Here is a 26,608-nt window from a genome sequence, read left to right on the forward strand (position 1 = left end):
AGTTGGTACACGGCATTGTTACGCAGCCTCCGTTTTTATTTTGCGAAAACTGCTTGTAGGCTGTTTTATTCGGTATAATACGGGATCGTTGGGTTCGAGCTAGTAGTGCAGTCTGTCTGTCATTTCTTTCTTGCTTCTTCAAACGATCATAAACGGGCGCAAGCCCACTTAACTGAAATAGGAAATTGTAATGGCAACTGGCATTGTTAAATGGTTTAACGACTCGAAGGGCTTCGGCTTCATCACCCCTGATGAAGGCGGCGAAGATCTGTTCGCGCACTTCTCGGCTATCCAGACCCAAGGCTTCAAGTCCCTGCAAGAGAACCAGCGCGTCTCGTTCGACGTGACCTCGGGTCCTAAGGGCAAACAAGCATCGAACATCCAGCCGCTGTAATTCCAGCCGCTGTATCACGATGAAAAAATCCTCGGCATGCCGGGGATTTTTTTCGTCTGTCGTTTCCGAACAGCCGTGTCCGCTTAGGAGAGCTCGACACCCAGTTCACTTTCCGCGCGCCAATAATCAGGCTGCGCATAAGCCCGCCGCAGGAAGTCGACAAAGGCCCTGATCCGCAGCGGCAAATGGCGCCGCTGGGCAAATACCGCATAAATATCGTTGCCGGGCGCCGCATAAGCGTCCAGCACGGTCACCAGCTTCCCCGCCTCGATCTGCGCGCCCACTTCCCACATCGAGCGCCAGGCCAGTCCCTTGCCGTCCAAAGCCCAGTCGAGCAGCACTTCGCCGTCGTTGCAGACCATGTTCCCGGCGACCTTCAGAGTCACGGTTTTCTGGTGATCGCGGAAGGTCCAGCCGCGCTGGCTGCCTTCGCTGCTGATCGCCAGGCAGTTGTGGCGGGGCAGGTCGGCCAGGGTGCGCGGCGTGCCGTGGCGCTTCAGGTAAGCGGGGCTGGCGACCACCACGCGCGCGTTATCGGCCAGTTTGACGCCCACCAGGTTCGAGTCGCCCAGGCTGGCGATGCGGATCGCCACATCGACGCCTTCGCCGACCACGTCCACCACGCGGTCGTTCAGGTTCAGGTTGACCGTCACGTCGCGATGCTCGGCCAGGAAAGAGGGGAGGAGAGGGGCAACGTGGCGCCTTCCGAAGCCGGCCGGGGCCGATATCAGCAGGTGGCCCTTGGCATGCGCGCTGCGCTCCGATACCGCCGCCTCGGCTTCATCCATCTCGGCCAGGATGCGCTGGCAATCCTCGAGAAAAGCAGCGCCTTCGTCGGTGAGGGCGAGGCGCCGGGTGGTGCGCTGCAGCAGCTTGACGCCGAGCCGCGCCTCCAGCGCGTCCAGGCGGCGTCCGATCATGGCCGGCGCGATGCCTTCCGCCCGCGCCGCCGCCGACAAACTTCCCCGCGCTACCACCTCGACGAAGGTCGAGATCTCCCTGAATTTGCCCACGCCGCTCCTGATTCATCTATGACATTTACGCACAAATGAAATGCATAAATGTATCGTTCCGCTACTTTCTGTTGAATATACTTGATGATATGACAAACGCCAAGCTGCCCTATACTGGGCGCTGACGCTGCATCGCACGATCATCCCGCACGATCATCCATTACAAGGAGTTCCACATGACCATCGCCACCCCGCAAGGCCTGGAAATCACGGCCGAGATCAAGCCCGGTTTCGAACAGATCCTCACTCTTGATGCGCTCGAACTGGTCGCGATGCTGACCCGCAAATTCGAGCCGCGCCGCCAGGAACTGCTGGCCGCCCGCGTCGAACGCGCCAAGCGCCTGGACGCCGGCGAGCGCCCGGATTTCCTGGCCGAGACCAAGCACATCCGCGATGGCGACTGGAAGATCTCGCCGATCCCGCAGGCACTGGAATGCCGCCGCGTCGAGATCACCGGCCCGGTCGAGCGCAAGATGGTCATCAACGCACTGAATTCGGGCGCCGACAGCTACATGACCGACTTCGAGGATTCGAATACGCCGAACTGGGACAACCAGATTACCGGGCAGATCAACATGCGTGATGCCGTGCGCGGCACGATTGCGCTTGAACAGAACGGCAAGACCTACAAGCTCAACGACAAGGTCGCGACCCTGGTCGTGCGTCCGCGCGGATGGCACCTGGACGAAAAGCACGTGCTGGTCGACGGCAAGCGTGTATCGGGCGGCATCTTCGATTTCGCCCTGTTCATGTTCCACAACGCCAAGGAGCAACTGGCACGCGGCGCCGGTCCTTACTTCTACCTGCCGAAGATGGAATCGCACCTGGAGGCGCGCCTCTGGAACGAGATCTTCATCGCCACCCAGGAAGCGCTCGGCCTGCCGCGCGGCACGATCAAGGCGACCGTGCTGATCGAAACCATCGTGGCCGCCTTCGAGATGGACGAGATCCTGTACGAGCTGCGTGAACACAGCGCCGGCCTGAACGCGGGCCGCTGGGATTACATCTTCTCCTGCATTAAGAAATTCAAGAACGACAAAGACTTCTGCCTGGCCGACCGCCCGAAGGTGACGATGACCGCGCCCTTCATGCGCGCCTACGCCTTGCTGCTGCTGAAGACCTGCCACAAGCGCGGCGCGCCGGCGATCGGCGGCATGGCGGCCCTCATTCCCATCAAGAACGATCCGGAAAAGAACGAAGTCGCCATGGGCGGGGTGCGTGCCGACAAGGCGCGCGATGCGACCGACGGCTACGACGGCGGCTGGGTTGCCCACCCCGGCCTGGTCGAGCTGGCCATGACCGAATTCAAGAAGGTGCTCGGCGACAAACCGAACCAGATCGAGAAGCAACGCGACGACGTCGAGGTGACGGCTGCGCAACTGCTCGACTTCAAGCCGGAAGCGCCGATCACCGAAGCCGGCCTGCGCTACAACATCAATGTCGGCATCCACTACCTGGGCGCCTGGCTGGCCGGCAATGGCTGCGTGCCGATCCACAACCTGATGGAAGACGCCGCCACCGCCGAGATCAGCCGCTCGCAAGTGTGGCAGTGGATCCGCTCGCCGAAGGGCGTGCTGGAAGACGGCCGCAAGGTGACCGCCGAGATGGTGCGCGCGATGATTCCGGAAGAGCTGGCCAAGGCCAAGGAGGCGGCGCCCAACGGCGACAACCCGAGCTATGCCCGCGCCGCGCAGATCTTCGAAGAGATGTCCACCTCGGAGCAGTTCGCGGAATTCCTGACGCTGCCGCTGTACGAAGAAATCTGATCGGGCTCAGGCAGCAAAAAGAGGCGCCGTCATCGCGACGGCGCTCTTTTTATGGCGAGTGTATCGTCCGCTTCTCAAAAACGTAACTAACCAACGGAAGCGACACCGCAAAATCGCGCGCGCGACTATGCACACGCCGGCGATGGGCCACCAGGTCCGAGGGGACGGGGTAGCCACGCGAGGCCGGCAGTGCCACCTTAGAACACGTTTTTCCACTCACGCAGGGCGGCAAACGCCTGCACCGGGCTAGCGCCAGGTTCCAGCTTGCCCGCTGCAAGCAGGGACTCGGCGATCGCCGGCTCGCGGTAACGGATGAAAGGATTGGTACTGCGCTCCAGGCCGATGCTCGACGGCACCGTCGGCACATCCTGGGCACGTTTCGCGCTCTCGTCGCGCACCCGCAGGGCCAGTGCTTCGTTGCCGGGCTCGACGGCTTGCGCGAAGCGCAGGTTCGACAGCGTATATTCGTGCGCACAATACACTTCGGTATCCTCGGGCAGGGCGGCCAGCTTGTCGAGCGAGGCGGACATCTGCTCCGGCGTGCCCTCGAACAGGCGGCCGCAGCCGCCCGCGAACAGGGTGTCGCCGCAGAACAGCCAGTGCAGGCCCGGCGTCTTGCGCACGTAGGCGATATGGCCGAGGGTGTGGCCGGGCACGTCCAGTACCGCGAATTCCAGGCCTAGGCCCGGCACGGTCACCCGGTCGCCTTCACTCAAGGGATGGGTGACCTCGGCAATCCCGTCGCTGCGCGGGCCGAATACGGGCACGTCGAAACGGCCCTGCAGGGCCGGCACGCCACCAATGTGGTCGTTATGGTGATGGGTGAGTAAAATGGCGGTAAGAGTCAGGCCGTGTTCTTCGAGGGCCTGGAAGATCGGGGCGGCGTCGCCGGGGTCGACCACGGCGGCGTTCGACCCGTCATGGATCAGCCAAAGATAATTATCCTTGAACGCCGGCACGGTCAGGACACTCAAATCATTACGCGCGGCGTGCTCGCCGCTGGTATTTTGCTCAGTTTGCATAAGAGGGTGGCATGGATAGCGCTGCGTCCGAAAAATCCATTATAGCGCTCGACGAATGGCTGCTTTCACCGGCGGGCGCCTACGTGCGCGCCTTCGAGCAAGCCTGCCTGGATGAGCTGACGGCCGACATCTTCGGCTACAACGCGGTTCAGATCGGCGTGCCGCAGATCGATGCACTGGCTGCCAACCGTATGCCAAACAAGTGGCAGGCGGCAACGCGTACCTCGACCTCCGATGAACTCGAGATCGCCGCCAGCGGCAAGCAGATCGCCGTCGCCCTCGATTTCGCCGAGCTGCCCTTCGCCTCGCAAAGCCTGGACCTGGTGGTGCTGCCGCACGTGCTCGAGTTCGCCGCCGAGCCGCACCAGGTGCTGCGCGAAGTCGAGCGCGTGCTGATCCCGGAAGGGCAGGTGATCATCTGCGGCTTCAATCCGGCCAGTCTGTGGGGCGTGCGCCAGGGCCTGGGCAAGGTCACGCGCAGCGGCTACCTGCCGGCGGCAGGCGAATTCATCTCTATGCCCCGCATGAAAGACTGGTTAAAATTGTTGAATCTTGGCGTCACACGCAGCCATTTCGGCTGTTACGCGCCACCGTTTCGCACGACCCAGTGGATCAACCGCTTTGCGATGATGGAAGGGGCAGGACAGAAATGGTGGCCCTACCTCGGCGCCGTCTACATCGTACACGCGGTCAAGCGCGTGAAAGGCATGCACCTGATCGGGCCGGCGTGGAACAAGAAGACGAGCCGGGCGCCGCAGGCGGTTCCCGCAACCAACCGAGAATAGAGAAACAAGGAACGCCGGCAGCATGACGAAAGTAGAAATTTTTACCGATGGCGCCTGCAAGGGCAATCCCGGCGCCGGCGGTTGGGGCGCGCTGCTGGTGGCCGACGGTCACGAGAAGGAAATCTTCGGCGGCGAACTGAACACGACCAACAACCGCATGGAACTGAAGGCCGTGATCGAAGCCCTGGGCGTGCTGAACCGTCCCTGCGAAGTCGTGCTGCACACCGACAGCCAGTACGTGCAGAAAGGCATTTCGGAGTGGATCCACGGCTGGAAGGCGCGCGGCTGGAAGACGGCGGCGAAAGAGCCGGTCAAGAACGACGACCTGTGGAAGGCGCTCGACGCAGCCCAGCAGCAGCACGCGGTGGAATGGCGCTGGGTGCGCGGCCACAACGGCCATCCGGGCAACGAGCGCGCCGACGTGCTGGCGAACCGCGGTGTGACCACCGTACGACGCTGATTTCGGGGCGCATGCGCTATACTGCTGGCTTGCTTTTGATTAATTAGCCGAACAGTAAAAACGCCATGCGCCAGATTGTCCTCGATACCGAAACCACCGGCCTGAACCCACGAACCGGCGACCGCGTCATCGAGATCGGCTGCGTCGAGCTGGTCAACCGCACGCTGACCGGCAACAACTACCACCGCTACATCAACCCCGAGCGCGAGTCCGACGAGGCCGCGCTCGCGGTGCACGGCCTGACCACGGAATTCCTGAGCGACAAGCCGAAATTCCACGAGATCATCGACGAGCTGATCGCCTACGTCGACGGCGCCGAAGTCATCATCCACAACGCCCCGTTCGACCTTGGCTTCCTGAACGCCGAATTCCAGCGCCTCGGCAAGCCGAGCTTCGTCTCGCATTGCAGCGGCGTGATCGACACCCTGGTCAATGCCAAGGAAATGCACCCGGGTAAGCGCAACTCGCTGGACGCGCTGTGCGACCGCTACGGCGTCTCGAACGCCCACCGCAAGCTGCACGGCGCACTGCTCGACTCCGAACTGCTGGCCGACGTCTACCTCGCGATGACGCGCGGCCAGAACTCGCTGTCGATGGACGTTGAGGTCGAAAGCAGCGGCGGCGGCATCGAGCTCGAGGCCGTGCCGCTGGGCGAGATCATCGTCGTCTCGGCCAGCGCCGACGAACTGGCATTCCACGAAGAGGTGCTGGCCGGCCTCGACAAGGGCGTCAAGGGCGAATGTGTTTGGAGAAATTATTCGCCAAAGGTTTGACGGTAGAGAAAGTTTTTGGCATAATACTCCTCGTTGTCAGGGAGGTTAGCTCAGGGGTAGAGCACTGCATTCACACTGCAGGGGTCGCAAGTTCGAAACTTGCACTTCCCACCAGAATTCGAAAGGCCAGCTTACACGCTGGCCTTTTTCATTTGCGCTTTTCCGCACTTCAGCTGCCACAAGGCGTAGCATGACGGTCGATACAGCATCCGCAGGAAGGACCGGCCATGCCCGAGCTGTTCGGATTCGATGCATACTCGCCCAGGGAAATCGCCGAGCGGGTGGAGACGGTCGGCGTCGCCAAGGCGCGGCTGCCGCTGCTGTCGATGCTGATGCTGGGCGTGCTGGCGGGCGCCTTCATCGGTCTGGGAGCGCTGTACTTCGTCATCGTCAGGTCCGATCCGAGTCTGGGATACGCGCTCAGGCAGGTGCTCGGCGGCATGGCCTTCGCCTCCGGCCTGATCTTGGTGATCGTCGCGGGTGCCGAGCTGTTCACCGGTAACAACCTGCTGGTGATGGCCTGGGCCGACGGGAAGATCACGATGCGCGAACTCCTGCGCAGCTGGGCGATCGTGTGCGCCGGCAACTTCGCCGGTGCGCTCGGGCTGGCGCTGCTGGTCGTCCTGGCGCGCCATCCGGAAGCGAACGGGAACGCGATCGCCAAGGAATACCTGGCTATTGCCGCCGCCAAGACCGGCATGCCATTCTGGACTGCTTTCTTCAGGGGCATCCTGTGCAATGCCCTGGTCTGCCTGGCGGTGTGGATGGCGCTGGCGGGGCGCAGCGTCGTCGACAAGGTCGTGGCCATCGTGGTGCCAATCTCGGCGTTTGTCGCAGCCGGCTTCGAGCACAGCGTCGCCAACATGTACCTGATCCCGATGGCCATGCTGTTGCAGGCCGTCGGAACGGTCGACGCCGTACCTGCGATCACCTGGGCAGGTTTCCTGGGCAACCTGTTTCCGGTCTTGCTGGGAAATCTTGTCGGTGGCGGCGTGCTAGTAGGTCTCGTCTACCATCTCATCTATCGCACCGGGCGCGAATGAGGGCAGGCAGTTCGCCGGCCGGCCGGGCAGAACGAAAGCGGATCAGCGCAGGCGACCCGCAGCGCGGGTGCGCAGGCCCGCCGCCGGCCTGCCGAGTGCGGACGGCGTCCCCCCGTCACTGGCATTGCTTGCGCATCATTTCCATGTGCCGCTGGCGCATCTCGGGCGACATCGCGCCCATCTCCTTGTGCATCATGGCTTGCCGCGCCTGCTCGTCCGGGGCGTCGCGCATCCCGCGGTAGCGCGCGCACATTGCTTCCTTGTCCATCGGCCCCATGCTGCCGGTCATGCCCGCGGCGGCGCCACCGGTCATGCCGGCGCCCATTTCTCGCCCGGCGGACTGCTGGCCACGATGGTGGCGCTGGTGGTCCTGATCTTGCCGCATCGGCGCGCAGGCGGCCAGCCCGGCCGCCAGCAGCAGCGCAAGAATGCGCATCCGATCGATCGTTCCGGTTTTCATGGTCGTGCTCCCGGTTGGCTACGAAAAGTGTCGTCCGCGTAGACAAACTATTGGTCATCGCGCGCCGCCTGTCAAGCGGCGCCCGGCGGCCGTTCGCGCGCCGCCGGCCGAGGTCGGCCGTGCGCTTAATCTGCACTTAATGTTGGGTGCATAGGCTTGAAGCATTGAAACATTTACTGCAACCAGCATGCCGGATACCATCCATTTTGCAGGGCCGCAGGCCGACGGCAGGGCGCCGGTCCGCAGGCCGCGCCCGCAGCGGCCCGTGCTCGAACGCTTCCCCCGCGGAGCAGCGGGCAGGGCGGAGCTCGAGGCCTACATCGCCGCCGCCTTCCTCGAAAGCTACGGCGCGCACATCGATCATTTCAGCGACACCCTGGTCGGCTACCGCGACGCCACCGGCGCCTGGGCCGCGGCGCTCGGCTATTCGCTGGCGGCCGACGGTCCCGTCTTTCTCGAGCAGTACCTCGACGGCCCGATCGAAGGGGAAATCGGCGCCCGCCTCGAGCGTCCGCTCGCGCGGGCCGAAATCGTCGAGGTCGGCAACCTGGCGGCGAGCCATCCCGGAGCGGCGCGCGCCCTGATCATCGGTACCACTACGCTGCTGCACGACATGGGCCTGCACATGGTCGCCTTCACCGCGACCACCAGCCTGCTCAATTCCTTTGGCCGCCTCCAGTTGCGGCCGCAGGTGCTGGCCCCCGCCGATCCGGCGCGGCTCCCGGGCGGCGGCCGCCACTGGGGCACCTATTACGCAACCCATCCACAGGTAATGTTTGGTGACATCCAATATGGCTATTCAGAACTTGCTCGACTCGCTACCCGTTCATTCCGTCCTGCTGACTGACGGCTCCCACGAACTCGACCGCGCGGCGCTGGCCGAGCGCGTCCGCCAGGCCGGCGCCGCGCTCGAAGCGCGCGCCCGGCCGCGGGCGCCGGTCGGCATCCTGGCCGACAACTCGCCCGAGTGGCTGGTGGTGGACCTGGCCACCCAGATGCTGGGCCTGACCCTGGTGCCGCTGCCGCTCTTTTTCACACCCGAGCAATGGATGCACGTCATCGCGCAAAGCGGCATGGGCGCGCTGTACTGCGCCGATCCGGCGCAGGGCGCCGCGCTCGGTTTCGACGGGCTCGTCGACGGCGGCGGACCACTCGCCTTGTGCGAAACGAGCCGCGAACCGGCACGCGCCGCCCTCGATGGTGTGCAGAAACTGACATTCACCTCGGGCACGACTTCGGCGCCGAAGGGCGTCTGCCTGATCACCGAGCAGCAGTGGGAGGTCGCCGGCGCGCTGCGCGCCGGCGTCGCCCCGCTGCAGCTGGAACGCCACCTGTGCGTGCTGCCGTTCGCGGTCCTGCTCGAGAATATCGCCGGACCGTACACGGCGCTGCTCAGCGGCGCGACGACGATCTGTCCACCCTTGGCGGAAGTAGGCATGCGCGGGGCCAGCGCTTTCGACCCGCAGGCCTGTCTCGACGCGATCGCGCGCTACGAGGCGCACAGCGTCACGCTGGTGCCGCAGATGCTGCAGGCGCTCGTCGCGGCAAGCAGGCCCGGCGACCCGCGCCTGCGCAGCCTGCGCTTCGTCGCCGTCGGCGGCGGCAAGATGCCGCCCCAGCTGCTGGCGGCGGCGCGCGCGCTCGGTTTGCCGGTGTTCGAAGGCTACGGGCTGTCCGAGTGCGCCTCGGTGGTCGCGCTGAACCTGCCGGGCGCCGAACGCGACGGCAGCGTCGGCCGGCCGCTGGCGCACCGGCAGGTGGCGATCGCCGCCGACGGCGAAATCCTGGTGCAGGACTGCGCTGCGCGCTACCTGGGCCTGGAGGCGGTGTCCAGGGAAGAAGGCTGGCTCGCCACGGGCGACCTCGGCCACCTCGACGAGGAGGGCTTCCTGTTCATCGACGGCCGCAAGAAGGACATCCTGATCACCGGCTTCGGGCGCAACGTCTCGCCCGAATGGCCGGAAGCGGTCCTTACGGGCACCGGCGCCGTCGCCCAGGCGATCGTCGTCGGCGAGGCCCAGCCATGGCTGGGCGCGCTGCTGGTGCCGGCCGGGCCGGGCGTCGACGCGGCGGCCCTGCAGGCCGCGGTAGAGCGCGCCAACGCCAGCTTGCCGGATTACGCGCGCATCCAGCGCTGGCGGGCAGTGCCGCCCTTCCTGCCGGCGAACGGCTTGCTGACCCCGAACGGCCGCCTCAAGCGCGAGGCCATCCGCACCCAGTATGCGAACGAGATCGCATCCCTCTTTACCCAACCGGAGTCGAACCCGTGAACTTCTTCGAACAATTGCAGGCGGCGACCGAGCCGCAACGCCAGGATATGTTCTCCATCCCCATCATCCAGGATGCGCTGCAGGGCAAGGTGATCACTTCCCAGTACATCGCCTTCCTGGGCCAGGCCTATCATCACGTGAAGCATACCGTGCCGCTCCTGATGGCCTGCGGCAGCCGCCTCGACGCCCGCCATGAATGGCTGCGCGAAGCGATCGCCGAATACATCGAGGAGGAAGTCGGCCACCAGGAGTGGATCCTGTCCGATATCCGCGCCTGCGGCGGCGATGCCGAAGCGGTACGCCATGCACGTCCGCATGCCAGCACCGAACTGATGGTCGCCTATGCCTACCATCAAATCGACCGAGGCAATCCGGTCGCCTTCTTCGGCATGGTGCACGTGCTGGAGGGCACCAGCACCGCGCTGGCCACCCACGCCGCCGACACCATGCGCTCCGCGCTGGCGCTGCCGCCCGAGGCCTTCAGCTACCTGAGTTCCCACGGCAGCCTCGACCTCGACCACGTCAAGTTTTTCGAAGGCCTGATGAACCGGCTCGAGGACGCAGCCGACCGCGAGGCGGTGGTCCACATGGCGCGCATGATGTACGGCTTGTACGGCAACGTCTTCCGCAGCCTGCCGCGCGGCGAACAACTGTTTGCGGGAGCGTAGAAATGGCGCAGAACGACACCCAGCCATACCGCGCCGTCCTGACCGGCGCCAGCGGCGGCATCGGCGCGGCGATCGCCGAGCGCCTGGCGCCGCGCTGCGCGCTGCTGATCCTGGTCGGGCGTAACCGGAACGCGCTCGAGGCGCTGGCCGGCGGCCTGCAGGGATGCCAGGTGCGCATCGTCAGTGGCGACCTGTGCGAGCAGGCCACACTCGATGCGATCGCCGCCTGCGCGCGCGACAGCGGGGGCATCAACCTGCTGGTGAACAACGCCGGCATCAGCAGCTTCCACGCCTTCGAGACCCAGCCCGCCGCCGCCATCCGCGCCCAGATCGAGACCAACCTGGTGGCGCCCATGCTGCTCACGCGCACCTTGCTGCCCCTGTTGCACGCGGTCCCTGCGGCCCAGGTCGTGAACATCGGTTCCGTGTTCGGCTCGCTCGGCTATCCCGGTTTTGCCGCCTACGGCGCCGCCAAGGCCGGCCTGGCGGGCTTTTCGCAGTCGCTGCGGCGCGAACTGGCCGACACCGCGGTCGCGGTGCGCCATTTCTCGCCGCGCGCTACACGCACCGCGATTAACAGCGCGGCCGTCAACCGCATGAACACGGCGCTGCGCACCAACGAGGACACGCCCGAGGCGGTCGCTGACGCTTTCATGGCCTTCCTGGCCGGCACCGCGGCCGAGCGCACGCTGGGCGGCTCGGAACGCTTTTTCGTGCTCGTCAACAAGCTGCTGCCGGGGATCCCCGAGAACGCGATCCGCAAGCAGCTGGGCCAGATCCGCAAATACCTGCCCCGCTAACCCGACCCGTCAACAAGGAGAAAACGATGAAATACCGATCCGCGTGGCTTACGGCCCTGGCGGCCGCCGTGATGATCTCGCCGGCATGGGCCGGCGTCAACGAGGACGTCGCCCACCTGCAGCAAAGCTGGGAACAGGTAAAGTATCAAACTCCTGCGCCGAAGCAGGAACAGGGTTTCGAGCGGCTCGTGGCCGAAAGCGAGCAAGTCCTTGCGCGCAACCCGAACAGTGCCGACATCCTCATCTGGCATGCCATCATCGAGTCGACCTATGCCGGCGCGAAAGGCGGGCTCGGCGCGCTGAAGTACGTGAAGGATGCCAAGAAGAACCTCGAGCAGGCGCTGTCGATTAACCCGGCCGCGCTCGCCGGATCGGCCTATACGAGCCTGGGTTCGCTATACTACCAGGTGCCCGGCTGGCCGATCGGCTTCGGCGACGACGCCAAGGCGCAGGAATTCCTGAAAAAGGGCCTGGCGGCCAATCCGGACGGCATCGACCCGAATTATTTTTACGGCGACTACCTGTACCGCAAGGGCGACTTCGATGGGGCCGAGCGTTTCCTGCGCAAGGCCATGCAAGCGCCGGCGCGTGCCGGCCGCAAGCTGGCCGACGACGGCCGCCGCGGCGAGATCGCGCAATTGCTCGACAAGATAGCCCAGCAAAGGAAATAAGCGACATGCAGACTAGGATGCGGCCTTGAGGCTGCTGCTGATCGAGGACGACGCGCTGCTCGCCAGCGGCTTGCTGGTGGCGCTGCGCCGTGCCCACTACACGGTCGAGCACGTGCGCGACGGCGGCTCCGCGCTGGCGGCGCTACGCGACAACGCCTTCGACCTGGCCATCCTCGACCTCGGCCTGCCCGGCATCGACGGCACCGAGGTGCTGCGCCAGCTACGCGCTGGCGGCAATGGCCTGCCGGTCCTGATCCTGTCGGCGCGCGACGCGATGCGCGACCGCGTCCTCGGGCTCGATCTCGGCGCCGACGACTACCTGGTCAAGCCCTTCGAGCTCGACGAGCTGCTGGCGCGCCTGCGGGTCGTCACGCGCCGCCATGGGGGGCGCCCGGTGAACCGGATCGAGCAGGGTGCCTTGGTGCTCGACCTGGAAAGCCTGCGCGCGTCCTGGCATGGCGAGCCGGTCGAGCTGCAGCGGCTCGAATTCATGCTGCTCAAGCAGCTGGCGGACAATCCGCTGCGCGTCTTCAGCCGCGCCCAGCTGGAGGAATCGCTGTACGGCTGGGGCGAGGGGGCCGAAAGCAACACCATCGACGTCCACGTCCACCACCTGCGCAAGAAGCTCGCGCCGGCCGTCGTCAAGACCATCCGCGGGGTCGGCTACCGCCTCGGGGACGTCGGCGCATGACAGGCCGCATCTACTCCGGCCGCCGGCGCCTGGTCGCCGCCACCCTGGCGTGCATGGTGCTGATCTTCGGCGGCATCGGCGTCGTGGCGCACCTGGTGGCGCGCCACGAGTCCGAAGAACTGTTCAGCGCCCGCCTGGCCACTTCGGCGCGCGTGCTGGAGGCGCTGGTGGCGCAGCAGTTGTCGACCGCGACCCTGACCCGGCCTATCGTCATCACGCTGCCGCCGGAGCTGGAAACCGCGGGTGAAAACGAGGACGAGGCCTTCGGCCACCGTTACGAAACCAAGATCGCCTTCCAGGTGTGGCGCGACGACGGCAAGCTGCTGGCGAAATCGGCTTCCGCGCCGCAGGAGGCGCTCGCACCCTTGCAGCCCGGTTTCAGTACGCACGCCGTCGGCAGCACCTTGTGGGAGGTGTTTGCGCTGCGCTCCGGGCACATCTGGGTGCTCACTGCGGAGAAGGAGGAGGTCAGGCGCGAAATGGCCGACTACGTCGGCAAGTCGATCATCGCGCCGATGATCCTCGGCGGCCTGCTGATGCTGGCCGCGGTCAATATCGTGCTGGTGCGCAGTACCCGGCCGCTGAAGGAACTGGCGGCGCGCATCGCGGCGCGTACGCCCGATTCGCTTGATCCGGTGCGCTTGCCGGCAACCCCGGCCGAGCTGGCGCCGATCGTCACCGAACTGAACCACCTGCTCGACCGCATCAAGGCGGCCTTCGAACGCGAACAGCGCTTCATCGACGCCGCCGCCCACGAGATCCGTACCCCGATCGCCGCGCTCCAGCTGCATCTCGAAAACGCGCTGCGCTCGCACGACGAGTCGGAGCGGGGCGCTGCGCTGGCGCAAGCGCTGGCAGGGGCGCGCCGTACCAGCAGCCTGGCAGAGCAGCTCCTGACCCTGAGCCGCCTCAGCGCGCGCAGCGACGACTACGCGCCTCGGCGCGTGTCGATGCTGGAGGTCTGCCAGGACGTGATCGGCGCCGTCGATCCCCTGCTCGAACGCAGGGGCCAGGCCATCAGCCTGGACGCGGAGAGCGACTGCCCGGTCTGGGGCGAACCCTCGCAACTGCGGCGCCTCCTGCAGAACCTCATCGACAACGCCTCGATGCATGGCGCCCCCGATGGCGAGATCGAGGTGCGGCTCGCGCCGGCCGGCGAGCGCGTGCTGCTCTCGGTTGCCAACGACGGCGTGCCGATCCCCGAGGACGAAGTGGCCAGGCTGTTCACGCCGTATTACCGCCTGCGCGGCGCCGCGCCCGGCGGCCACGGCCTGGGCCTGGCGATCGTCAAGGAAATCGCCGACCAGCACCAGGCGCCGATCAGGATCGTTCCAAAGGGCAACAGTCAGGGTACGGTGGTCGAGGTGTCCCTGCCCGCAACTCAGGCCTAGCGGCGAGCGGGCCTCGTCGCATTCCGAAACCAAATTAAGCCTATTGCTACGGGGTTTTTCGTTGCGCCGTGCCAGAATCGGTATCCTGATGCGGTGCCGCGGCACCGGCAGGAGGTCACACGATGAAACTCGGTTGGACTTTGGTCTGGATGGCGGCGCTTGCCTCCACGCCGGCGCTGGCTGCGCTCGTGCCTACTTCCCCGATGCAAGTGACGGTTGTCAGCGGTAAGTATGGGTATGCGTTTTCCCTGAACGATGCGGGGCAGTATGCCGTCAACTACGCCGGACCCGAGATTCCGTTCGAGGTGGCCAGCATCGACGGCGGGCCGGAGCCGCAGGGCGTCACCGGACTCGGGGGCGGAAGCACCCGGATCGCCGCGATCAACAACCTGGGCGAAGCCGTCGGCACCTCGACCACGGCCGGGGGGCAGCTGCATTCCTTCCTCTACGCTTCCGGCCGCACGCGTGACCTGACGACGGAATACGGCGCCGCGAGGGCGATTGCCATTAACGACCGCGGCGACATCACCGCCCAGGCGCCGGATGAACGGGCGATGGTGATCAGGGACGGTCATGCCGAGGTCTTCGGTCCGCCGAACAGCGTGGCCGGCGCCATCAACGAGCGCGGCGACATCCTGGTCGAGTATTTTCCGCCGGGGCAGGGCAGCCGCACCGCCGTGTACAGCAACGGGGAGCTGAACGACCTGCCGGCCCTGGGCGGCCCGCATGTCCTGGGCGGATCGATCAACGAGGCCGGCTGGGTCAGCGGCTACGGCACGACGCTCGACGGCCGACTTCACGCCTTGCTCTACGACGGCACGTCGGTCACCGACCTGACGCCGCAGGCCGCGAACGGCTTCGCTTACGACATCAACGACCTGGGGCAGGTGGTCGGCACCATGGACAACCGCGCCTTCCTGTATGCCGACGGGACCCGGGTCGACCTGAACAGCTTCGTCGACCCGGGCGCGGAACTTCTATTGACCTCGGCCAGCGACATCAACAACCGGGGACAGGTTCTGGCGCACGCATGCGACCGCGGGCGTGTTCTGCTACGACACCGTACTGCTCGACGCCATTCCACCGGTGCCGGAACCGTCGCGGATCCTGATGCTGGCGCTGGCCTCGAGCCTGCTGGGGGCCTGGTCCTGTGTAAGGGCGAGAGCGCACGCCCTATGACTTTGTATGTGTTTGATGCAAATCAAGTCTGCGCCCCTCGAATGGGCTGCTCCGCACGTAAGCTAGATCCGAGGCCGCCATGCGCGGCTCCCGACCGGAGCGCCAGATGAGTATCCGTAACCTTTCCACCTTCTTCACGCCCGATTCCATCGCCCTGGTTGGTGCCTCCTCGCGGGCGGGTAGCGTTGGCGCGACGGTACTGGCCAACCTGATGAGCGGCGGCTTCGAAGGACCGATCTGGCCGGTCAACCCGAAGTACCGTCAGTTGTTGGGACTGGACGTGTACGCCGACGTCGCGCGCCTGCCGCGCGCGCCGGCGCTGGCCGTGGTTTGCACGCCGGCCGCGACCGTGCCGGGCATTGTCGCCCAGCTCGGCGCACTCGGCTGCCGCAGCGTGGTCGTGCTCAGCGCCGGGCTGGAAGGGGCTGGCCCCGGTGGCGCCAGCCTGCGCCAGGCCATGCTCGACGCCGCGCGCCCCTGGCTGCTGCGCATCCTCGGCCCGAACTGCGTCGGCCTGCTGGTGCCCGGCATCGGCCTGAACGCCAGCTTCGCGCCGGCGGCGGCGCTGCCGGGGCGCCTGGCCTTCGTGGCCCAGTCCGGCGCCCTGGTGACGGCGGTGCTGGACTGGGCGCGCGAACGCGGGATCGGTTTTTCCTCCTTCGTCTCCCTGGGCGACGGCACCGACGTCGACCTCGGCGACCTGCTCGACTACCTGGCCGGCGACGCCGGTACCGACGCCATCCTGGTCTACGCCGAAAGCATCCGCCAGGCGCGCAAGTTCATGTCGGCCGCGCGCGGCGCCGCGCGCGCCAAGCCGACCGTGATCGTCAAGGCGGGACGGGCGCCGGAAGCGGCGCGCGCGGCCTTCAGCCATACTGGGGCGCTCGCCGGCGCCGACCTGGTAGTCGATGCGGCCCTGCATCGTGCCGGCATGCTGCGCGTGCACACCACGGCCGAGCTGTTCGACGCCGTCGCGATGTTGGCGCACCGGCTGCGCCCCGGCACAGGCCGGCTCGCGATCCTGACGAATGGCGGCGGCCCCGGCGTGATGGCGACCGATGCACTGCTCGCTGCGCATGGCACGCTGGCCCGGCTCGGTCCCGAGACGCTGGCGCGGCTCGACGCCGGCCTGCCGCCGAACTGGCCGCGCGCCAATCCGGTCGACATCGTCGGCGACGCCCCGGCCGAGCGTTACCGCCACGCGCTGCAGGTCCTGCTCGACTCGCCGGATCTGGATGCGGTGCTGCTGATCCATGCGCCGACCGCGATCGTGCCCTCGGCGACGATCGCGCGCGTGCTGCTGCCGCTGCTGCGTGGCGCCGCCAGGCCGGTCCTGTGCTGCTGGCTGGGCGGGGCCAGCGTGGCCGAGGCGCGCCGGCTCTGTCTGGATGCCGGCTTGCCGGTCTTCGATACGCCCGAAGAGGCGGTACGCGCCCTGATGCAGCTGGTCGATTATGCGCGCAACCAGGCGCTGCTGATGCAGGTGCCGTCGGCCGAAAACCTGGATCCGCCCGACCGCGCCGCCGCGCGCGCCCACGTGGCCCGCCTGATCGGTTCCGGCTGCATGCACGTGGGCGAAGCCAGTGCCAAGCAGCTGCTGGCATGCTACGGCATCCCCTGCGTCGTGACCGAGGTCGTGCCCGACGAAACCGACGCGCTATCGGCCGCGGCGCGCATCGGCTACCCTGTGGCGCTGAAGATCGTCTCCCCCGATATCCCGCACAAAACCGAGGTCGGCGGCGTCGCGCTCGACCTCGGCGATGCCCATGCCCTGCGCGAGGCGCTGGCGCACATGCGCGAGCGCGTGCGCATACTCAGGCCCGAGGCGCGCCTGTTCGGCTTCACGGTGCAGTCCATGGCGCGCCGCCCGCATGCGCTGGAGCTGATCGTCGGCATCTCGACCGATCCGGTCTTCGGCCCCGTGATCCTGTTCGGGCAGGGCGGCGTGGCGGTCGAGGCCAGTGCAGACCAGGCGGTCGGGCTGCCGCCGCTGAACCGGGTGCTGGCGCGCGACATGGTCTCGCGCACGCGCGTGGCGCGCCTGCTGGCCGGCTTTCGCGACACGCCTCCGGCCGACCTCGACGCCCTGTGCGACGTGCTGGTGCGGGTAGGCCAGATGGCAGCCGACCTGCCGGAGCTGTGCGAGCTCGACATCAATCCGCTGCTGGCCGACAGCGGCGGCGTGCTCGCGCTCGACGCGCGCATGCGCCTGGCGCCGGCCGACAGCGCCGACCCGCTGGCGCGCCTGGCGATTCTGCCGTACCCGGACGCGCTCGAGCGCCAGGTCGACACGCGCCTCGGCACGCTGACCCTGCGCCCGATCCGGCCCGCCGACGCGCCGGCGCACCAGGCCTTCTTCCGCGCGCTCACGCCGCACGACGTCCACCTGCGCATGTTCAGCAGCGCGCGCGAACTGTCCGACGCCCAGCTGGCGCGCTTCACCCAAATCGACTATGCGCGCGAGATGGCCTTCATCCTGACGCGGCAGGCGGAGAATGGCGCGGAGACGCTGGGCGTGGTGCGGGTGGTCGCGGATCCGGACAACATCGTCGGCGAATTCGCGATCGTGGTGCGCTCCGACCTGCACGGCCAGGGCCTCGGCACGCTCCTGATGGGCGCGCTGCTCGACTACTGCCGCGCGCACGGCCTGCGCGAACTGCGCGGCGTGGCGCTGGCGGAGAACCTCGGCATGCATGCGCTGGCGCGCGACCACGGCTTCACGGTCGGCCCCGATACCGACGGCACCGTGGCGCTGCGGCGGGTGCTGGCGGACGAGGCCGAGCCCTAGACTTCGAGCACGTAGCGGCCCGGCGCCGGTCCGAGCGAGGCGCCCGGCGCAGGCGGCTCGACGCGGGGGCCGGCATGCCGCGCCAGCCAGGCTTCCCAGGCCGGCCACCAGCTGCCTTCGATACAGGGTGCCTCGCGCTGCCAGCGCTCGGGATCGATGTAGGGAGCATCCGCCGCCCGGCTCAAGATCTGGTAGTCGCGCGCGCTGTCGCCGGGCGGTGCTACCACGCCGGCGTTGTGGCCGCCGGAGCTCAAGAGGAAGGTCGTTTCGGTATCGCTCAGTACGCCGATCTTGTACACCGAGCGCCAGGGCGCGACATGGTCGGTACGGGTGCCGACCGCGAAGATCGGCGCCTGGATGTCGGTCAGTGCGACCGGCCGGCCGTCGACCAGGTAGCGCGCGCCCGCCAGGTCGTTGTTGAGGAACAGGCTGCGCAGGTATTCCGAGTGCATCCGGTAAGGCATGCGCGTGGCGTCGGCATTCCAGGACATCAGGTCGGTCTGGCGGTCGGGCACGTCGAGCAGGTAGTGGCGCAGCTGGCGCGACCACACCAGGTCGTTCGAGCGCAGCAGCTGGAAGGCCCCGGCCATCTGGCGCGTGTCGAGGTAGCCCTGGCTCCACATCGACGCTTCCAAGAAGCTGACTTCGCTGTCGTCGATGAACAGCGACAGTTCGCCCGGCTCGGTGAAGTCGACCTGGGCCGCCAGCAAGGTGAGGCTGGCCAGGCGGCGGTCGTGGTCGCGCGCCATGGCGGCGGCCGCGATCGCGAGCAGGGTCCCGCCCAGGCAGTAGCCGCAGGCATTCACCCGGCCGGAGCCGCTCTCCTGCCCGATGACGTCGAGCGAATCCATGATGCCGAGCCGGCGGTAGTCGTCGAGGCCCATGTCGCGCTCGGCGGCGCCGGGATTCTTCCAGGAGACGACGAAGACGGTATGGCCCTGCGCCACCAGGTAGCGCACCAGCGAATTATGGGGCGACAGGTCAAGGATGTAGTACTTCATGATCCAGGCCGGCACGATCAGGAGCGGCACCGCATGCACTTGCGGCGTGACCGGATCGTAGCGCAGCAGCTCGGCAAGACGGTTGCGCATGACCACGCGGCCGGGCGTGAGCGCGACCTCGTGACCGGGACGCAGGCCAGGGGCCGCGCTGCCGCTGGCCGCGCGCCAGGCGTCCCCGGCCGCGCGCGCGGCGCCCGACACCAGGTTCATGCCGCCGCGTTCGCAGGTGGCCTGCAGCACGACCGGGTTGGTCGGCACGAAGTTCGATGGCGCCGCCGCGTCGAGCAGCTGGCGCGCGACAAAGGTGGCGACGTCGGCATGGTGCGGCGAGACGCCGCGCACGCTCTGGGTGGCGCGGTGCCACCATTGCTGCTGCAGCAGGAAGCCCTGGCTCAGCACATTGAAGGGCCAGCGCTGCCAGGCCGGATCGGCGAAGCGCTTGTCCTGGGCCAGCGGCTCGATCGGCGCGGCCTGGCTGGCCAGCGCGGCGCCGGCGCAATAGCGCCACCAGCGCAGCGTTGCCGAGGCCGCATGCGTCGCCAGCTCGGCCTGTTTATCCGGCGAGAGCAGCAGGTGCAGGCTCCAGTCGACCCAGGCCAGCGTCAGCGCCGCCGGCGAGACGTGGCCGGTGAAGCGTCCCAGCCACGCGTGCAGCGGCAGGTCGAGCGCCGCGCGGGCAACGTCTTCTTCCGGATAATGGTGGCGCGTGCCCTGCCAGGCGCTGGCGTCGCGCTCGCGCACGGTGGCGGGGATGGGATCGGGCTGGTCCATGGAGCCTCAGTGGGCGAACAGGACCGGCAGCCGCGCGCGCTCGAGCAGGACGCGGGTAACGCCGCCCAGCACGATTTCGCTGTAGCGGCTGTGGCCGAAGGCACCGCAGACCAGCAAGCCGGCGCCCCTGTCATGCGCGATCCGCAGCAACGCGTCGCCGGCATGCCGATCCGTACGCTCGACCACGACCTCGACCGGCACGCCATGGCGCGTCAGGTACGAGGCCATGGCGGCGCCCGGCTCGTCGCCGTGCAAGCGTGCGTCCTGCTGCGGATTGACCAGCGCCAGGCCCACCTTGCGGGCCTGTGCAAGCAGGGGCAAGGCGCTCGCGACGGCGCGCAGGGCCGGGACGCTGCCGTCCCAGCCGACGATGATGCTGTCGGCAAGCGGCTCGCCCGCATAGGAATCGGGCACGACCAGCACCGGCCGCGGACCGTGCAGCGCCAGGTACTGCGGCAAGCCGTGCAAGCTGCTCTCCTGGCCAACCACAACCAGGTCGGCATAGCGCGACTGCAGGAGCAATGCGGTGCGCAGTTCGTCCTCGACCAGCCGTTCCTCGAGCGACTGCACGCCGGACTGGCGCGCCGCCGTGCAAAAGCGCGCCAGGCTCTCGCTCGACGCCGTGCGCAGGGTTGCGAAATCCTCGACCGGCAGCATGGCCATCTGGCCGCTCAGCATCGCGTATGCCGCATACGACATGCCGGTCGCGGCGAGGCCTATCAGGTGCGCGCCATGCGCGTCGGCGAGAACGGCGGCGGCGCGCAGCCGCGCATCGAAGGCCGGGCCGTCGTCGACATGGAGAAGGATGGTCTTGTACATGGTTTCTCCTTTCTGGCATGCGGACATGTACGCCACGATGGCGACTTTCAGCGCGCCATGAGAACCGGCAGGACCGCATGCTGCAGGACGGTCCTGCTGGCGCCGCCCAGCAGCAGTTCCTGGAAGCGCGAATGGCCGAAGCAGCCCATGACGACCAGGTCGGCGTCCTCTTCCTGCGCCAGCGCGAGGATGGCGCGACCGGTGTCGTGGCCCGGGTCGCGCATCGTGTGGGTGGCACGCACCGCATGGCGCCCGAGATACGCCAGCGCATCGTCGATCGCCGCCGCATCCATCGACGCGTTCGGGAACACCGGCGTGAACACGGCCAGGCTCACCTGGGTCGCCCGCTGGAGCAAGGGGATGGCGGCCGTCATCGCCACCACCGCTTCGCGGCTGCCGTTCCAGCACAGCAGCACCCGGCGCGGGCAGGCGGGCGGGTGCGGTACGCGCGGCACCACCAGCACCGGGCGCGCGGCGTTGACGAGCACGTAATCCGGCATGCGCATGGCGCTGGGCAGATAACCGAGGCTCTCGTCGGGATCGTCCTGGCTCAGCACCACCAGGTCGGCGACGCGCGCCAGCAGGGCCAGCGCATCGGGCGCCTGGTCGCTGATCAGGCGCGGCTCGTAGGAGACGCCGCGGCGCCGGGCGATGTCTTCGAAGCCGTCGAGGGCGCGCCGCGCCGTGCGCATGAGTGGATCGGTGTAGCCGGCAAGCAGCGTGCACGGCCCCGGCTCGCAGCCTTTGGGAAACACCTCGCGCGAGACGCCGGTCATGGCCGCGCCGACCAGGTGCGCCCCATGTTCGGCGCAGATGGCGGCGGCCAGCTCGATGCGCGCCGGCGCGTGGCGCGACAGGTCGGCATGGACGAGGACAGTCTTGTAGCGCATGGCGCTCCCACGGGTCGAAGACGGGTGGCACCGGCGCCGCCCTGCATGCAGTCTCCCGCTCGTCATCCCGCGGCGCCATGATGTACATCAAATTCGGTCAAGAGCGTGGAGGAACTTTGCGCCAGACGCTGGACAAGACCTTGCCGCTGTGACTGGCTCAGTGCGCCATCAGCACCGGGACGGTCATCGCCTCCAGCACCGTGCGCGTGACGCCGCCAAGCAGCAGTTCGCTCAGGCGCGCGCGGCCGTAAGCGCCCATCACCAGCAAGTCCGCGGCCTGGTCGGCCACCAGCGACAGCAGCGGCTCGCCGCCGGCAAGGCCGGGCGACTCGGCCAGAAGCGCCGCTTCGATGCCGTGGCGCCGCAGCCAGGGCAGCAGCTCGGGGTCGGCGGCCGGCTGGCCTGCCGGCGCGAAGGCGGCAACCACGACCCGCTCGGCCAGGCGCAGGAGGGGCAGCGCTCCGTCCAGGGCGCGCACCGCCTCGGCGCTCCCGTTCCAGGCCACCACGACGCGCTTGCCGACCGCGGTTTCCTTCTGGATGTAGGGCACGACCAGCACCGGACGCGGGCAGGCCAGCAGGACGTGCGCCGCCAGGTCGCCGCCCGGCGGCTCCGAAGGAGCGCCCGGCTCGTGCTGGCCGAGCACGAGCAGGTCGGCATAGCGGCCGGACAGCGCCAGGCCGGCCGCGGCCTCGTCGTCCACCAGCCGGCCTTCGCAGGAGCGCACGCCGGCATCGGCGGCGATCCGCGCGAAGCGGTCCAGGGCTGCGCCGGCGCGCGCGAACAGGGCATCCATATGGGGCGCCAGTACGGTGCGCGCGAGGTCGGCGGCGCCTTCACGGTAGTAGTAGCGCGACACGCCGGTCAGGGCGACCCCAAGCAGGTGGGCATCGTGGCGCAGCGCCAGTTGCGCCGCCAGGGCGATGCGCGTTGCCGCGTGCGGGGACTGGTCGACGTGGACCAGGATGGTCTTGCAGTTCATTCTTGCCTCCTTACGGATGATGCCGGCGCCGCCTGCGTGCGGCGCCGGGCGAGTTTCAGCAGGTCGAAGGGCAGGGCGGCGGCCAGGCCGAGACACAGGGCCGCCAGCGCCTGTTGCGGGGAAGGCTGAGTGAAGCGGAACAGGCCCGCCAGCGATTCCAGGTAGAGCACGGCGGCAAGGGCGGCCAGCGCCGCGCCCGCGACCAGCCAGGCGATCCGGTTCGGCAGGCGCAAGGCCTCGAACAGCGTCAGCGTTTGCGAGCGGTTGCCGAAGATCAGGCCGACGTTGGCCGACACCAGGACCGCGAAGGCGAAGGCGCGCGCCTGGGCTGGGGGCAGCGCGCCCAGGGCCCAGGCATACGCGCCGATCACGGCGGCCAGGACGGCCAGGCCTTGCCCCAGCGCCAGCAGCAGGGCATGGCGATCGATCAGGGGCGCGTCGCGCGGGCGCGGCGGGCGGCGCATCAGGTCGGGTTCCTCCGCCTCGTTTTCGAAGGCCAGCGCGCAGGCCGGGTCGATCACGAGCTCGAGGAAGACGATGTGGACCGGCCCCAGCACGACCGGCCAGCCCAGCATCAGCGGCAGCAGGGCCAGGCCGGCGGTCGGCACGTGGACGGCGACGATGTAGACCATGGCCTTGCGCATATTCGCGTAGATGTGGCGCCCCACGCGTACGGCGCGCACGATCGAGGCGAAATGGTCGTCGGTCAGCACCAGGTCGGCCGCTTCGCGCGCGACGTCGGTGCCGCGCCGGCCCATGGCGATGCCGACGTGGGCCGCCTGCAGTGCCGGGGCGTCGTTGACGCCGTCGCCGGTCATGGCGACGATCTCGCCCCGGTGCTGCAGGGCGCGCACGATGCGCAGTTTCTGCGCGGGCGCGATACGGGCGCAGATATCGATGTGGGCGAGGCTGCGTTCCAGTTCGCCGTCGTCCATGGCTGCGAGGCTGGTGCCGGTCAGGGCTTCGGCTGCGGCCAGGCCGGCCTCGCGCCCGATGTTGAGCGCGGTCGCCGGATAGTCGCCCGTGATCATCATGACACGCATCCCCGCCGTGCGGCATTCGGCCACCGCTTGCGCCACCCCGGCGCGCAGCGGATCGGCGAAGCCAACCAGCCCGAGCGGGGAGAAGTCGAAGTCGTGCACGGCGTCCGGCCACTGGCCGGCCTCGTTCCGCGCCTGGGCGACGCCCAGCACGCGCAGTCCGCGCGCCGCCATGGCGTCGGCTTCCGCCAGCAGGGGCGCGGCCGCGGCCGCGGACAGGTGGCACAGGTCGACGATCGCCTCGGGTGCGCCCTTCGCAGCAACCACCGCAGCTTGGCTGGCGCCCGCATGCCAGCCATGCGCCACCGCGCGCAAGTCCGCGCTCATGCCGTACTCGCGGGCCAGGCTCCAGTCCGCTCGGCCGCTTGCAGCGGGGGCTGGAAGTGCGGCGCCGAGGCGGTGCAGGGCCTGGTCCATCGGTTCGAAGCCGTCCGCCCGGCTGGCCAGCACGCCGGCGTCGAGCACGGCGGCGAGCGGGTCCGGCAGGGTATGGATGGACCGCTCGTCCGTCTGCCACTGCGCGCCGTCCGCGTACAGCGCCGCCACGCTCATGCGGTTCTCGGTCAGGGTGCCGGTCTTGTCGACGCACAGCACGGTGGTGGCGCCGAGCGTCTCGATGGCGGCCAGCTGGCGCGTCAGGACGTTCGCGCGCGCCAGGCGTGAAGCGCCAAGGGCCGGGAACAGGGCGAGCACGACCGCGAATTCTTCCGGCAGCAGCGCGAGCGCCAGCGCCAGGCCGGCCAGCAGCGCCTGCAGCAGCTCGCCGCCGCGGGCCAGGTGATAGGCCACCAGCAGCGCACTCAGGGCCGCGCCGCCGAGGCCGAAGCGCGTGATCACCGAGGCCATCTGCTTCTGCAGCGGCGAGCGCTCCGGCGCCAGGGCCGCCAGCGACTGGCCGATCGCGCCGATCGCGCTGGCGGCGCCGATGGCGGTGACCTCCATCAGGCCGTGGCCGCGCACCACCAGCGTGCCGGAGAAGAGCGTAGCCGAAGCGCCGTCTGCGGCTTCCTGGCGCGGCGCTTTCGGGACCGGCAGCGATTCCCCGGTCAGCAGCGACTCGTCGGCGTGGACTTCCTGGCCGGCGACCAGCACGCCGTCGGCGGGGACGCGGTCTCCTTCGCCGATCGCGCACAGGTCTCCCACCACCACCTCGCGGCTGTCGACCTGCAGCCGGCGTCCATCGCGGATCACGAGGGCGCGCGGCGTGCTCAGGTCGCGCAGGGCGTCCAGCGCACGTTCGGCCTTGCTTTCCTCGTACAGCGTCATCCCGAGGGTGGCGAGGACCAGCGCGAACATCAGGATGCCTTCGCTCGGCTCGCCCAGCAGCAGGTAGAGCAGGCCGGCGCTGAACAGCAGCGCGAACATCGGCTCGCGCGCGGCCTGCCAGAGGATGGCGCGCCAGCCGCGGTGCTCACCCGAAGGCAGCGCGTTCGGACCGTCGCGCGCGAGGCGGCGCGCCGCTTCGTCGGCGCTGAGCCCTGCGCGCGGGCCAGCCTGGTGCAGGTTGGGCTCGATTCCAACTTCGGCCTGTGGCTCCCGGTATCCCATCAGCCGGGCGCCCGCATAGCGTCGGAAGAGTCCTGCGGCAGCCGCCCTCGCGCATGCGCGATATGCGGCCGGTAGACCATGACCGGCACCGGCGAATAGGCCAGGACGCGCTGGGTCACGCTGCCTGCGATCAGGCGGCTCAGCCCGCGGCGCCCGTGGGAGGCAATGAAGATCAGGTCGCAATGCTGGCGCTTGCTTACCTCGACGATTTCGTCGGCGCGACTGTAGCCGTAGGCCGTGACTGAGGTACAGACGACGCCGGCCCTGCGTGCGGTGTCGACGACCCGCGCGACGATTTCGCCGCCACCGGCCTGCGCGAAGGAGATCGCCGCGTTGGCGGCAAGCTGCGCTAGTTCGGATCCGTCCGTCGGCACGAGTATGCGTCGGTACATGACCGTCTTCCACGGGAAAGTTCAAGCGCGGCAGATCGCCGCGATGCCAGATTGAGCGCTCGGGCCGCCTGCGTCCTTGATCTGGATCAAATACGCCCTAGCGTCCGAACCGGCTAAATTTTCGGCGTTTTGATCTCCGTCCATCGTTATTCCGCTACTTTTGATGCAGATCAAGGCTTTTGTAGATGTAGGCTTTCATGCTGGCACATATTGAGGTGCGGATCGGAAGCGGTGAAAGAGGGTAGATGTTCGGCACGGGTAGCCGGATTCGCCCACGAAGCTGGTTTTCCTTGCCAGCCGGTGACCCCCGTCTCCGCCTTCCCAGGCGACGAGATTATCCTCGCAGCGAAACAGAATGCCTGTGACTTGATCGTCCTGGGCGCACATGGCGAGCGCACCGTTGTGCCGCTGGCGGCGGGGCGTGTCGCCCAGCAGCTCCTCAGCTACGCCCCGTTTCCGGTCCTCGTGCTGCGCGAGGCGGCGCCTCCGGACCACGGCTTGTGATTGGAACAACATCACTTCATTTCAAGGAGCTTTCATGTTCAAACGCATTCTGCTTCCTACCGACGGCTCGGCCGCTTCGCAGCGTGCCGTCCTGGCCGGGGTCGACCTTGCCAGGGAAACCGGGGCCGAGGTAATCGGGCTGACGGTCGTCCCGCCCTTTCACACGCTGAGCGTCGACCCCGAGATGCTCGAAACGACGCCTGCTCACTACGAAGAGCATGCGCGCCAGCAGGCAGGACGCATCCTCGCCGAAGTCGAGCAAGCAGCACGCGCCGCACAGGTCCCGTACCGGATCGAGCGGGCCAACGGGGACAACCCCTATGAGATGATCATCAAGACCGCGCGCGACACCGGCTGCGACCTGATCCTGATGGCGTCGCACGGCCGAAAGGGCATCAAGGGGCTGCTGTTGGGCAGCGAGACACAGAAGGTGCTCGTGCACAGTGCGATTCCGGTGCTGGTGTATCGTTGATGGGTGTCGGCTTTC

At 67.8% G+C, this 26,608-nt stretch carries 26 protein-coding genes, 1 tRNA gene and 1 pseudogene; 19 read left to right on the forward strand and 9 right to left on the reverse strand.

The features are described from left to right. The first annotated feature begins 190 nt into the window (after positions 1 to 190). A complete protein-coding gene (locus C2862_RS00695) occupies positions 191 to 394 on the forward strand; it encodes a cold-shock protein (RefSeq protein WP_036231758.1) in 204 nt (67 codons plus the stop codon). An 83-nt stretch (positions 395 to 477) separates the two neighbouring features. On the opposite strand, the gene C2862_RS00700 is transcribed toward C2862_RS00695, so the two are convergent. Further along, complete coding sequence (locus C2862_RS00700; RefSeq protein ID WP_136218193.1) at positions 478 to 1,407, reverse strand: LysR family transcriptional regulator; 930 nt, start codon at positions 1,405 to 1,407, stop codon at positions 478 to 480. 176 nt (positions 1,408 to 1,583) lie between these two features. Between C2862_RS00700 and aceB the strand changes: the two genes are divergently transcribed. Beyond that, the gene (aceB, locus tag C2862_RS00705; protein ID WP_136218194.1) at positions 1,584 to 3,173 is read left to right on the forward strand and encodes a malate synthase A; all 1,590 of its coding nucleotides are present in this window, start codon (positions 1,584 to 1,586) and stop codon (positions 3,171 to 3,173) included. Positions 3,174 to 3,370: 197 nt separating this feature from the next. On the opposite strand, the gene gloB is transcribed toward aceB, so the two are convergent. Then, entirely contained in the window at positions 3,371 to 4,195 is an 825-nt protein-coding gene (gene gloB / locus C2862_RS00710; RefSeq protein ID WP_136218195.1) for a hydroxyacylglutathione hydrolase, read from the reverse strand. An 11-nt stretch (positions 4,196 to 4,206) separates the two neighbouring features. On the opposite strand from gloB, the gene C2862_RS00715 reads away from it, so the two are divergent. The 5 genes from C2862_RS00715 (at position 4,207) to C2862_RS00735 (ending at position 7,256) form a co-directional block, all read left to right on the forward strand. Further along, positions 4,207 to 4,980, forward strand: coding sequence for a class I SAM-dependent methyltransferase (locus tag C2862_RS00715; protein WP_136218196.1), 774 nt, complete (start codon positions 4,207 to 4,209; stop codon positions 4,978 to 4,980). Between the two features lie 22 nt (positions 4,981 to 5,002). After that, positions 5,003 to 5,440 (forward strand): ribonuclease HI, encoded by a 438-nt coding sequence (gene rnhA / locus C2862_RS00720; protein WP_136218197.1) that lies wholly within the window; start codon positions 5,003 to 5,005, stop codon positions 5,438 to 5,440. 65 nt (positions 5,441 to 5,505) lie between these two features. Continuing rightward, the gene (gene dnaQ / locus C2862_RS00725; protein ID WP_136218198.1) at positions 5,506 to 6,213 is read left to right on the forward strand and encodes a DNA polymerase III subunit epsilon; all 708 of its coding nucleotides are present in this window, start codon (positions 5,506 to 5,508) and stop codon (positions 6,211 to 6,213) included. 39 nt (positions 6,214 to 6,252) lie between these two features. Next, positions 6,253 to 6,327 (forward strand) — tRNA-Val (locus C2862_RS00730). A 113-nt stretch (positions 6,328 to 6,440) separates the two neighbouring features. Then, entirely contained in the window at positions 6,441 to 7,256 is an 816-nt protein-coding gene (locus C2862_RS00735; RefSeq protein WP_136218199.1) for a formate/nitrite transporter family protein, read from the forward strand. Positions 7,257 to 7,371: 115 nt separating this feature from the next. Here C2862_RS00735 and C2862_RS00740 read toward each other — a convergent pair whose 3' ends face one another. Then, a complete protein-coding gene (locus tag C2862_RS00740) occupies positions 7,372 to 7,716 on the reverse strand; it encodes a hypothetical protein (RefSeq protein ID WP_136218200.1) in 345 nt (114 codons plus the stop codon). A 187-nt stretch (positions 7,717 to 7,903) separates the two neighbouring features. Here C2862_RS00740 and C2862_RS00745 point away from each other — a divergent pair, with 187 nt between their 5' ends. The 10 genes and pseudogenes from C2862_RS00745 to C2862_RS00785 all read left to right on the forward strand — a co-directional run bounded on the left by C2862_RS00745 (position 7,904) and on the right by C2862_RS00785 (position 18,174). Further along, positions 7,904 to 8,563, forward strand: a complete 660-nt coding sequence (locus tag C2862_RS00745; RefSeq protein ID WP_136218201.1) for a thermostable hemolysin — start codon at positions 7,904 to 7,906, stop codon at positions 8,561 to 8,563. Then, the gene (locus tag C2862_RS00750) at positions 8,508 to 9,986 is read left to right on the forward strand and encodes an AMP-binding protein (RefSeq protein ID WP_136218202.1); all 1,479 of its coding nucleotides are present in this window, start codon (positions 8,508 to 8,510) and stop codon (positions 9,984 to 9,986) included. Before C2862_RS00745 ends, C2862_RS00750 begins: the two co-directional genes overlap by 56 nt. After that, complete coding sequence (locus C2862_RS00755; protein ID WP_136218203.1) at positions 9,983 to 10,654, forward strand: TenA family transcriptional regulator; 672 nt, start codon at positions 9,983 to 9,985, stop codon at positions 10,652 to 10,654. Before C2862_RS00750 ends, C2862_RS00755 begins: the two co-directional genes overlap by 4 nt. 2 nt (positions 10,655 to 10,656) lie before the next feature. Beyond that, positions 10,657 to 11,454, forward strand: coding sequence for an SDR family oxidoreductase (locus C2862_RS00760; protein ID WP_136218204.1), 798 nt, complete (start codon positions 10,657 to 10,659; stop codon positions 11,452 to 11,454). A gap of 26 nt (positions 11,455 to 11,480) precedes the next feature. Then, positions 11,481 to 12,125: a hypothetical protein gene (locus tag C2862_RS00765; RefSeq protein ID WP_136218205.1), complete on the forward strand. Its 645-nt coding sequence runs from the start codon at positions 11,481 to 11,483 to the stop codon at positions 12,123 to 12,125. A gap of 25 nt (positions 12,126 to 12,150) precedes the next feature. Next, complete coding sequence (locus C2862_RS00770; protein WP_136218206.1) at positions 12,151 to 12,816, forward strand: response regulator transcription factor; 666 nt, start codon at positions 12,151 to 12,153, stop codon at positions 12,814 to 12,816. Then, positions 12,813 to 14,207: a sensor histidine kinase gene (locus C2862_RS00775; protein WP_168709969.1), complete on the forward strand. Its 1,395-nt coding sequence runs from the start codon at positions 12,813 to 12,815 to the stop codon at positions 14,205 to 14,207. Before C2862_RS00770 ends, C2862_RS00775 begins: the two co-directional genes overlap by 4 nt. A gap of 203 nt (positions 14,208 to 14,410) precedes the next feature. Next, positions 14,411 to 15,145 (forward strand): annotated as a pseudogene (locus C2862_RS25995) (hypothetical protein); the annotation flags it as partial. A 148-nt stretch (positions 15,146 to 15,293) separates the two neighbouring features. Beyond that, a complete protein-coding gene (locus C2862_RS26000) occupies positions 15,294 to 15,386 on the forward strand; it encodes a PEP-CTERM sorting domain-containing protein (protein ID WP_373888240.1) in 93 nt (30 codons plus the stop codon). Between the two features lie 106 nt (positions 15,387 to 15,492). Then, positions 15,493 to 18,174 carry a bifunctional acetate--CoA ligase family protein/GNAT family N-acetyltransferase gene (locus tag C2862_RS00785; protein WP_136218208.1) on the forward strand — a complete coding sequence of 894 codons (2,682 nt, stop codon included), beginning with the start codon at positions 15,493 to 15,495 and terminating at the stop codon, positions 18,172 to 18,174. Here the strand turns inward: C2862_RS00785 and C2862_RS00790 are convergent. The 6 genes from C2862_RS00790 to C2862_RS00815 all read right to left on the reverse strand — a co-directional run bounded on the left by C2862_RS00790 (position 18,171) and on the right by C2862_RS00815 (position 25,617). Continuing rightward, positions 18,171 to 19,946 carry an alpha/beta hydrolase gene (locus C2862_RS00790; protein WP_136218209.1) on the reverse strand — a complete coding sequence of 592 codons (1,776 nt, stop codon included), beginning with the start codon at positions 19,944 to 19,946 and terminating at the stop codon, positions 18,171 to 18,173. The two genes, C2862_RS00785 and C2862_RS00790, sit on opposite strands and share 4 nt — an antisense overlap. A gap of 6 nt (positions 19,947 to 19,952) precedes the next feature. Further along, a complete protein-coding gene (locus tag C2862_RS00795; protein ID WP_136218210.1) occupies positions 19,953 to 20,765 on the reverse strand; it encodes a universal stress protein in 813 nt (270 codons plus the stop codon). A 47-nt stretch (positions 20,766 to 20,812) separates the two neighbouring features. Continuing rightward, complete coding sequence (locus C2862_RS00800; protein WP_136218211.1) at positions 20,813 to 21,655, reverse strand: universal stress protein; 843 nt, start codon at positions 21,653 to 21,655, stop codon at positions 20,813 to 20,815. A gap of 157 nt (positions 21,656 to 21,812) precedes the next feature. Next, positions 21,813 to 22,637 (reverse strand): universal stress protein, encoded by an 825-nt coding sequence (locus C2862_RS00805; RefSeq protein WP_136218212.1) that lies wholly within the window; start codon positions 22,635 to 22,637, stop codon positions 21,813 to 21,815. Then, positions 22,634 to 25,225 carry a cation-translocating P-type ATPase gene (locus tag C2862_RS00810; protein WP_136218213.1) on the reverse strand — a complete coding sequence of 864 codons (2,592 nt, stop codon included), beginning with the start codon at positions 25,223 to 25,225 and terminating at the stop codon, positions 22,634 to 22,636. The genes C2862_RS00805 and C2862_RS00810 overlap by 4 nt, the downstream gene beginning before the upstream one ends. Continuing rightward, positions 25,225 to 25,617, reverse strand: coding sequence for a universal stress protein (locus C2862_RS00815; RefSeq protein ID WP_136218214.1), 393 nt, complete (start codon positions 25,615 to 25,617; stop codon positions 25,225 to 25,227). The genes C2862_RS00810 and C2862_RS00815 overlap by 1 nt, the downstream gene beginning before the upstream one ends. 231 nt (positions 25,618 to 25,848) lie before the next feature. Between C2862_RS00815 and C2862_RS25165 the strand changes: the two genes are divergently transcribed. After that, a complete protein-coding gene (locus C2862_RS25165; protein WP_267873509.1) occupies positions 25,849 to 26,121 on the forward strand; it encodes a universal stress protein in 273 nt (90 codons plus the stop codon). A gap of 34 nt (positions 26,122 to 26,155) precedes the next feature. Further along, positions 26,156 to 26,593, forward strand: coding sequence for a universal stress protein (locus C2862_RS00825; protein WP_136218216.1), 438 nt, complete (start codon positions 26,156 to 26,158; stop codon positions 26,591 to 26,593). Positions 26,594 to 26,608 lie beyond the last annotated feature (15 nt).

Origin of the sequence: Massilia sp. Mn16-1_5, assembly GCF_004798585.1 — a bacterium.
Taxonomy (GTDB): domain Bacteria; phylum Pseudomonadota; class Gammaproteobacteria; order Burkholderiales; family Burkholderiaceae_D; genus Telluria.

What these genes read in the sequence shown, in the direction of transcription:
- C2862_RS00695 (WP_036231758.1), top strand. Translation starts at nt 191, where the DNA reads ATGGCAACTGGCATTGTTAAATGGTTTAACGACTCGAAGGGCTTCGGC.
- aceB (WP_136218194.1), top strand. Translation starts at nt 1,584, where the DNA reads ATGACCATCGCCACCCCGCAAGGCCTGGAAATCACGGCCGAGATCAAG.
- gloB (WP_136218195.1), bottom strand. Translation starts at nt 4,195, where the DNA reads ATGCAAACTGAGCAAAATACCAGCGGCGAGCACGCCGCGCGTAATGAT.
- C2862_RS00715 (WP_136218196.1), top strand. Translation starts at nt 4,207, where the DNA reads ATGGATAGCGCTGCGTCCGAAAAATCCATTATAGCGCTCGACGAATGG.
- rnhA (WP_136218197.1), top strand. Translation starts at nt 5,003, where the DNA reads ATGACGAAAGTAGAAATTTTTACCGATGGCGCCTGCAAGGGCAATCCC.
- dnaQ (WP_136218198.1), top strand. Translation starts at nt 5,506, where the DNA reads ATGCGCCAGATTGTCCTCGATACCGAAACCACCGGCCTGAACCCACGA.
- C2862_RS00735 (WP_136218199.1), top strand. Translation starts at nt 6,441, where the DNA reads ATGCCCGAGCTGTTCGGATTCGATGCATACTCGCCCAGGGAAATCGCC.
- C2862_RS00740 (WP_136218200.1), bottom strand. Translation starts at nt 7,716, where the DNA reads ATGAAAACCGGAACGATCGATCGGATGCGCATTCTTGCGCTGCTGCTG.
- C2862_RS00745 (WP_136218201.1), top strand. Translation starts at nt 7,904, where the DNA reads ATGCCGGATACCATCCATTTTGCAGGGCCGCAGGCCGACGGCAGGGCG.
- C2862_RS00750 (WP_136218202.1), top strand. Translation starts at nt 8,508, where the DNA reads ATGGCTATTCAGAACTTGCTCGACTCGCTACCCGTTCATTCCGTCCTG.
- C2862_RS00760 (WP_136218204.1), top strand. Translation starts at nt 10,657, where the DNA reads ATGGCGCAGAACGACACCCAGCCATACCGCGCCGTCCTGACCGGCGCC.
- C2862_RS00765 (WP_136218205.1), top strand. Translation starts at nt 11,481, where the DNA reads ATGAAATACCGATCCGCGTGGCTTACGGCCCTGGCGGCCGCCGTGATG.
- C2862_RS00775 (WP_168709969.1), top strand. Translation starts at nt 12,813, where the DNA reads ATGACAGGCCGCATCTACTCCGGCCGCCGGCGCCTGGTCGCCGCCACC.
- C2862_RS00785 (WP_136218208.1), top strand. Translation starts at nt 15,493, where the DNA reads ATGAGTATCCGTAACCTTTCCACCTTCTTCACGCCCGATTCCATCGCC.
- C2862_RS00790 (WP_136218209.1), bottom strand. Translation starts at nt 19,946, where the DNA reads ATGGACCAGCCCGATCCCATCCCCGCCACCGTGCGCGAGCGCGACGCC.
- C2862_RS00795 (WP_136218210.1), bottom strand. Translation starts at nt 20,765, where the DNA reads ATGTACAAGACCATCCTTCTCCATGTCGACGACGGCCCGGCCTTCGAT.
- C2862_RS00800 (WP_136218211.1), bottom strand. Translation starts at nt 21,655, where the DNA reads ATGCGCTACAAGACTGTCCTCGTCCATGCCGACCTGTCGCGCCACGCG.
- C2862_RS00805 (WP_136218212.1), bottom strand. Translation starts at nt 22,637, where the DNA reads ATGAACTGCAAGACCATCCTGGTCCACGTCGACCAGTCCCCGCACGCG.
- C2862_RS00810 (WP_136218213.1), bottom strand. Translation starts at nt 25,225, where the DNA reads ATGGGATACCGGGAGCCACAGGCCGAAGTTGGAATCGAGCCCAACCTG.
- C2862_RS00815 (WP_136218214.1), bottom strand. Translation starts at nt 25,617, where the DNA reads ATGTACCGACGCATACTCGTGCCGACGGACGGATCCGAACTAGCGCAG.
- C2862_RS00825 (WP_136218216.1), top strand. Translation starts at nt 26,156, where the DNA reads ATGTTCAAACGCATTCTGCTTCCTACCGACGGCTCGGCCGCTTCGCAG.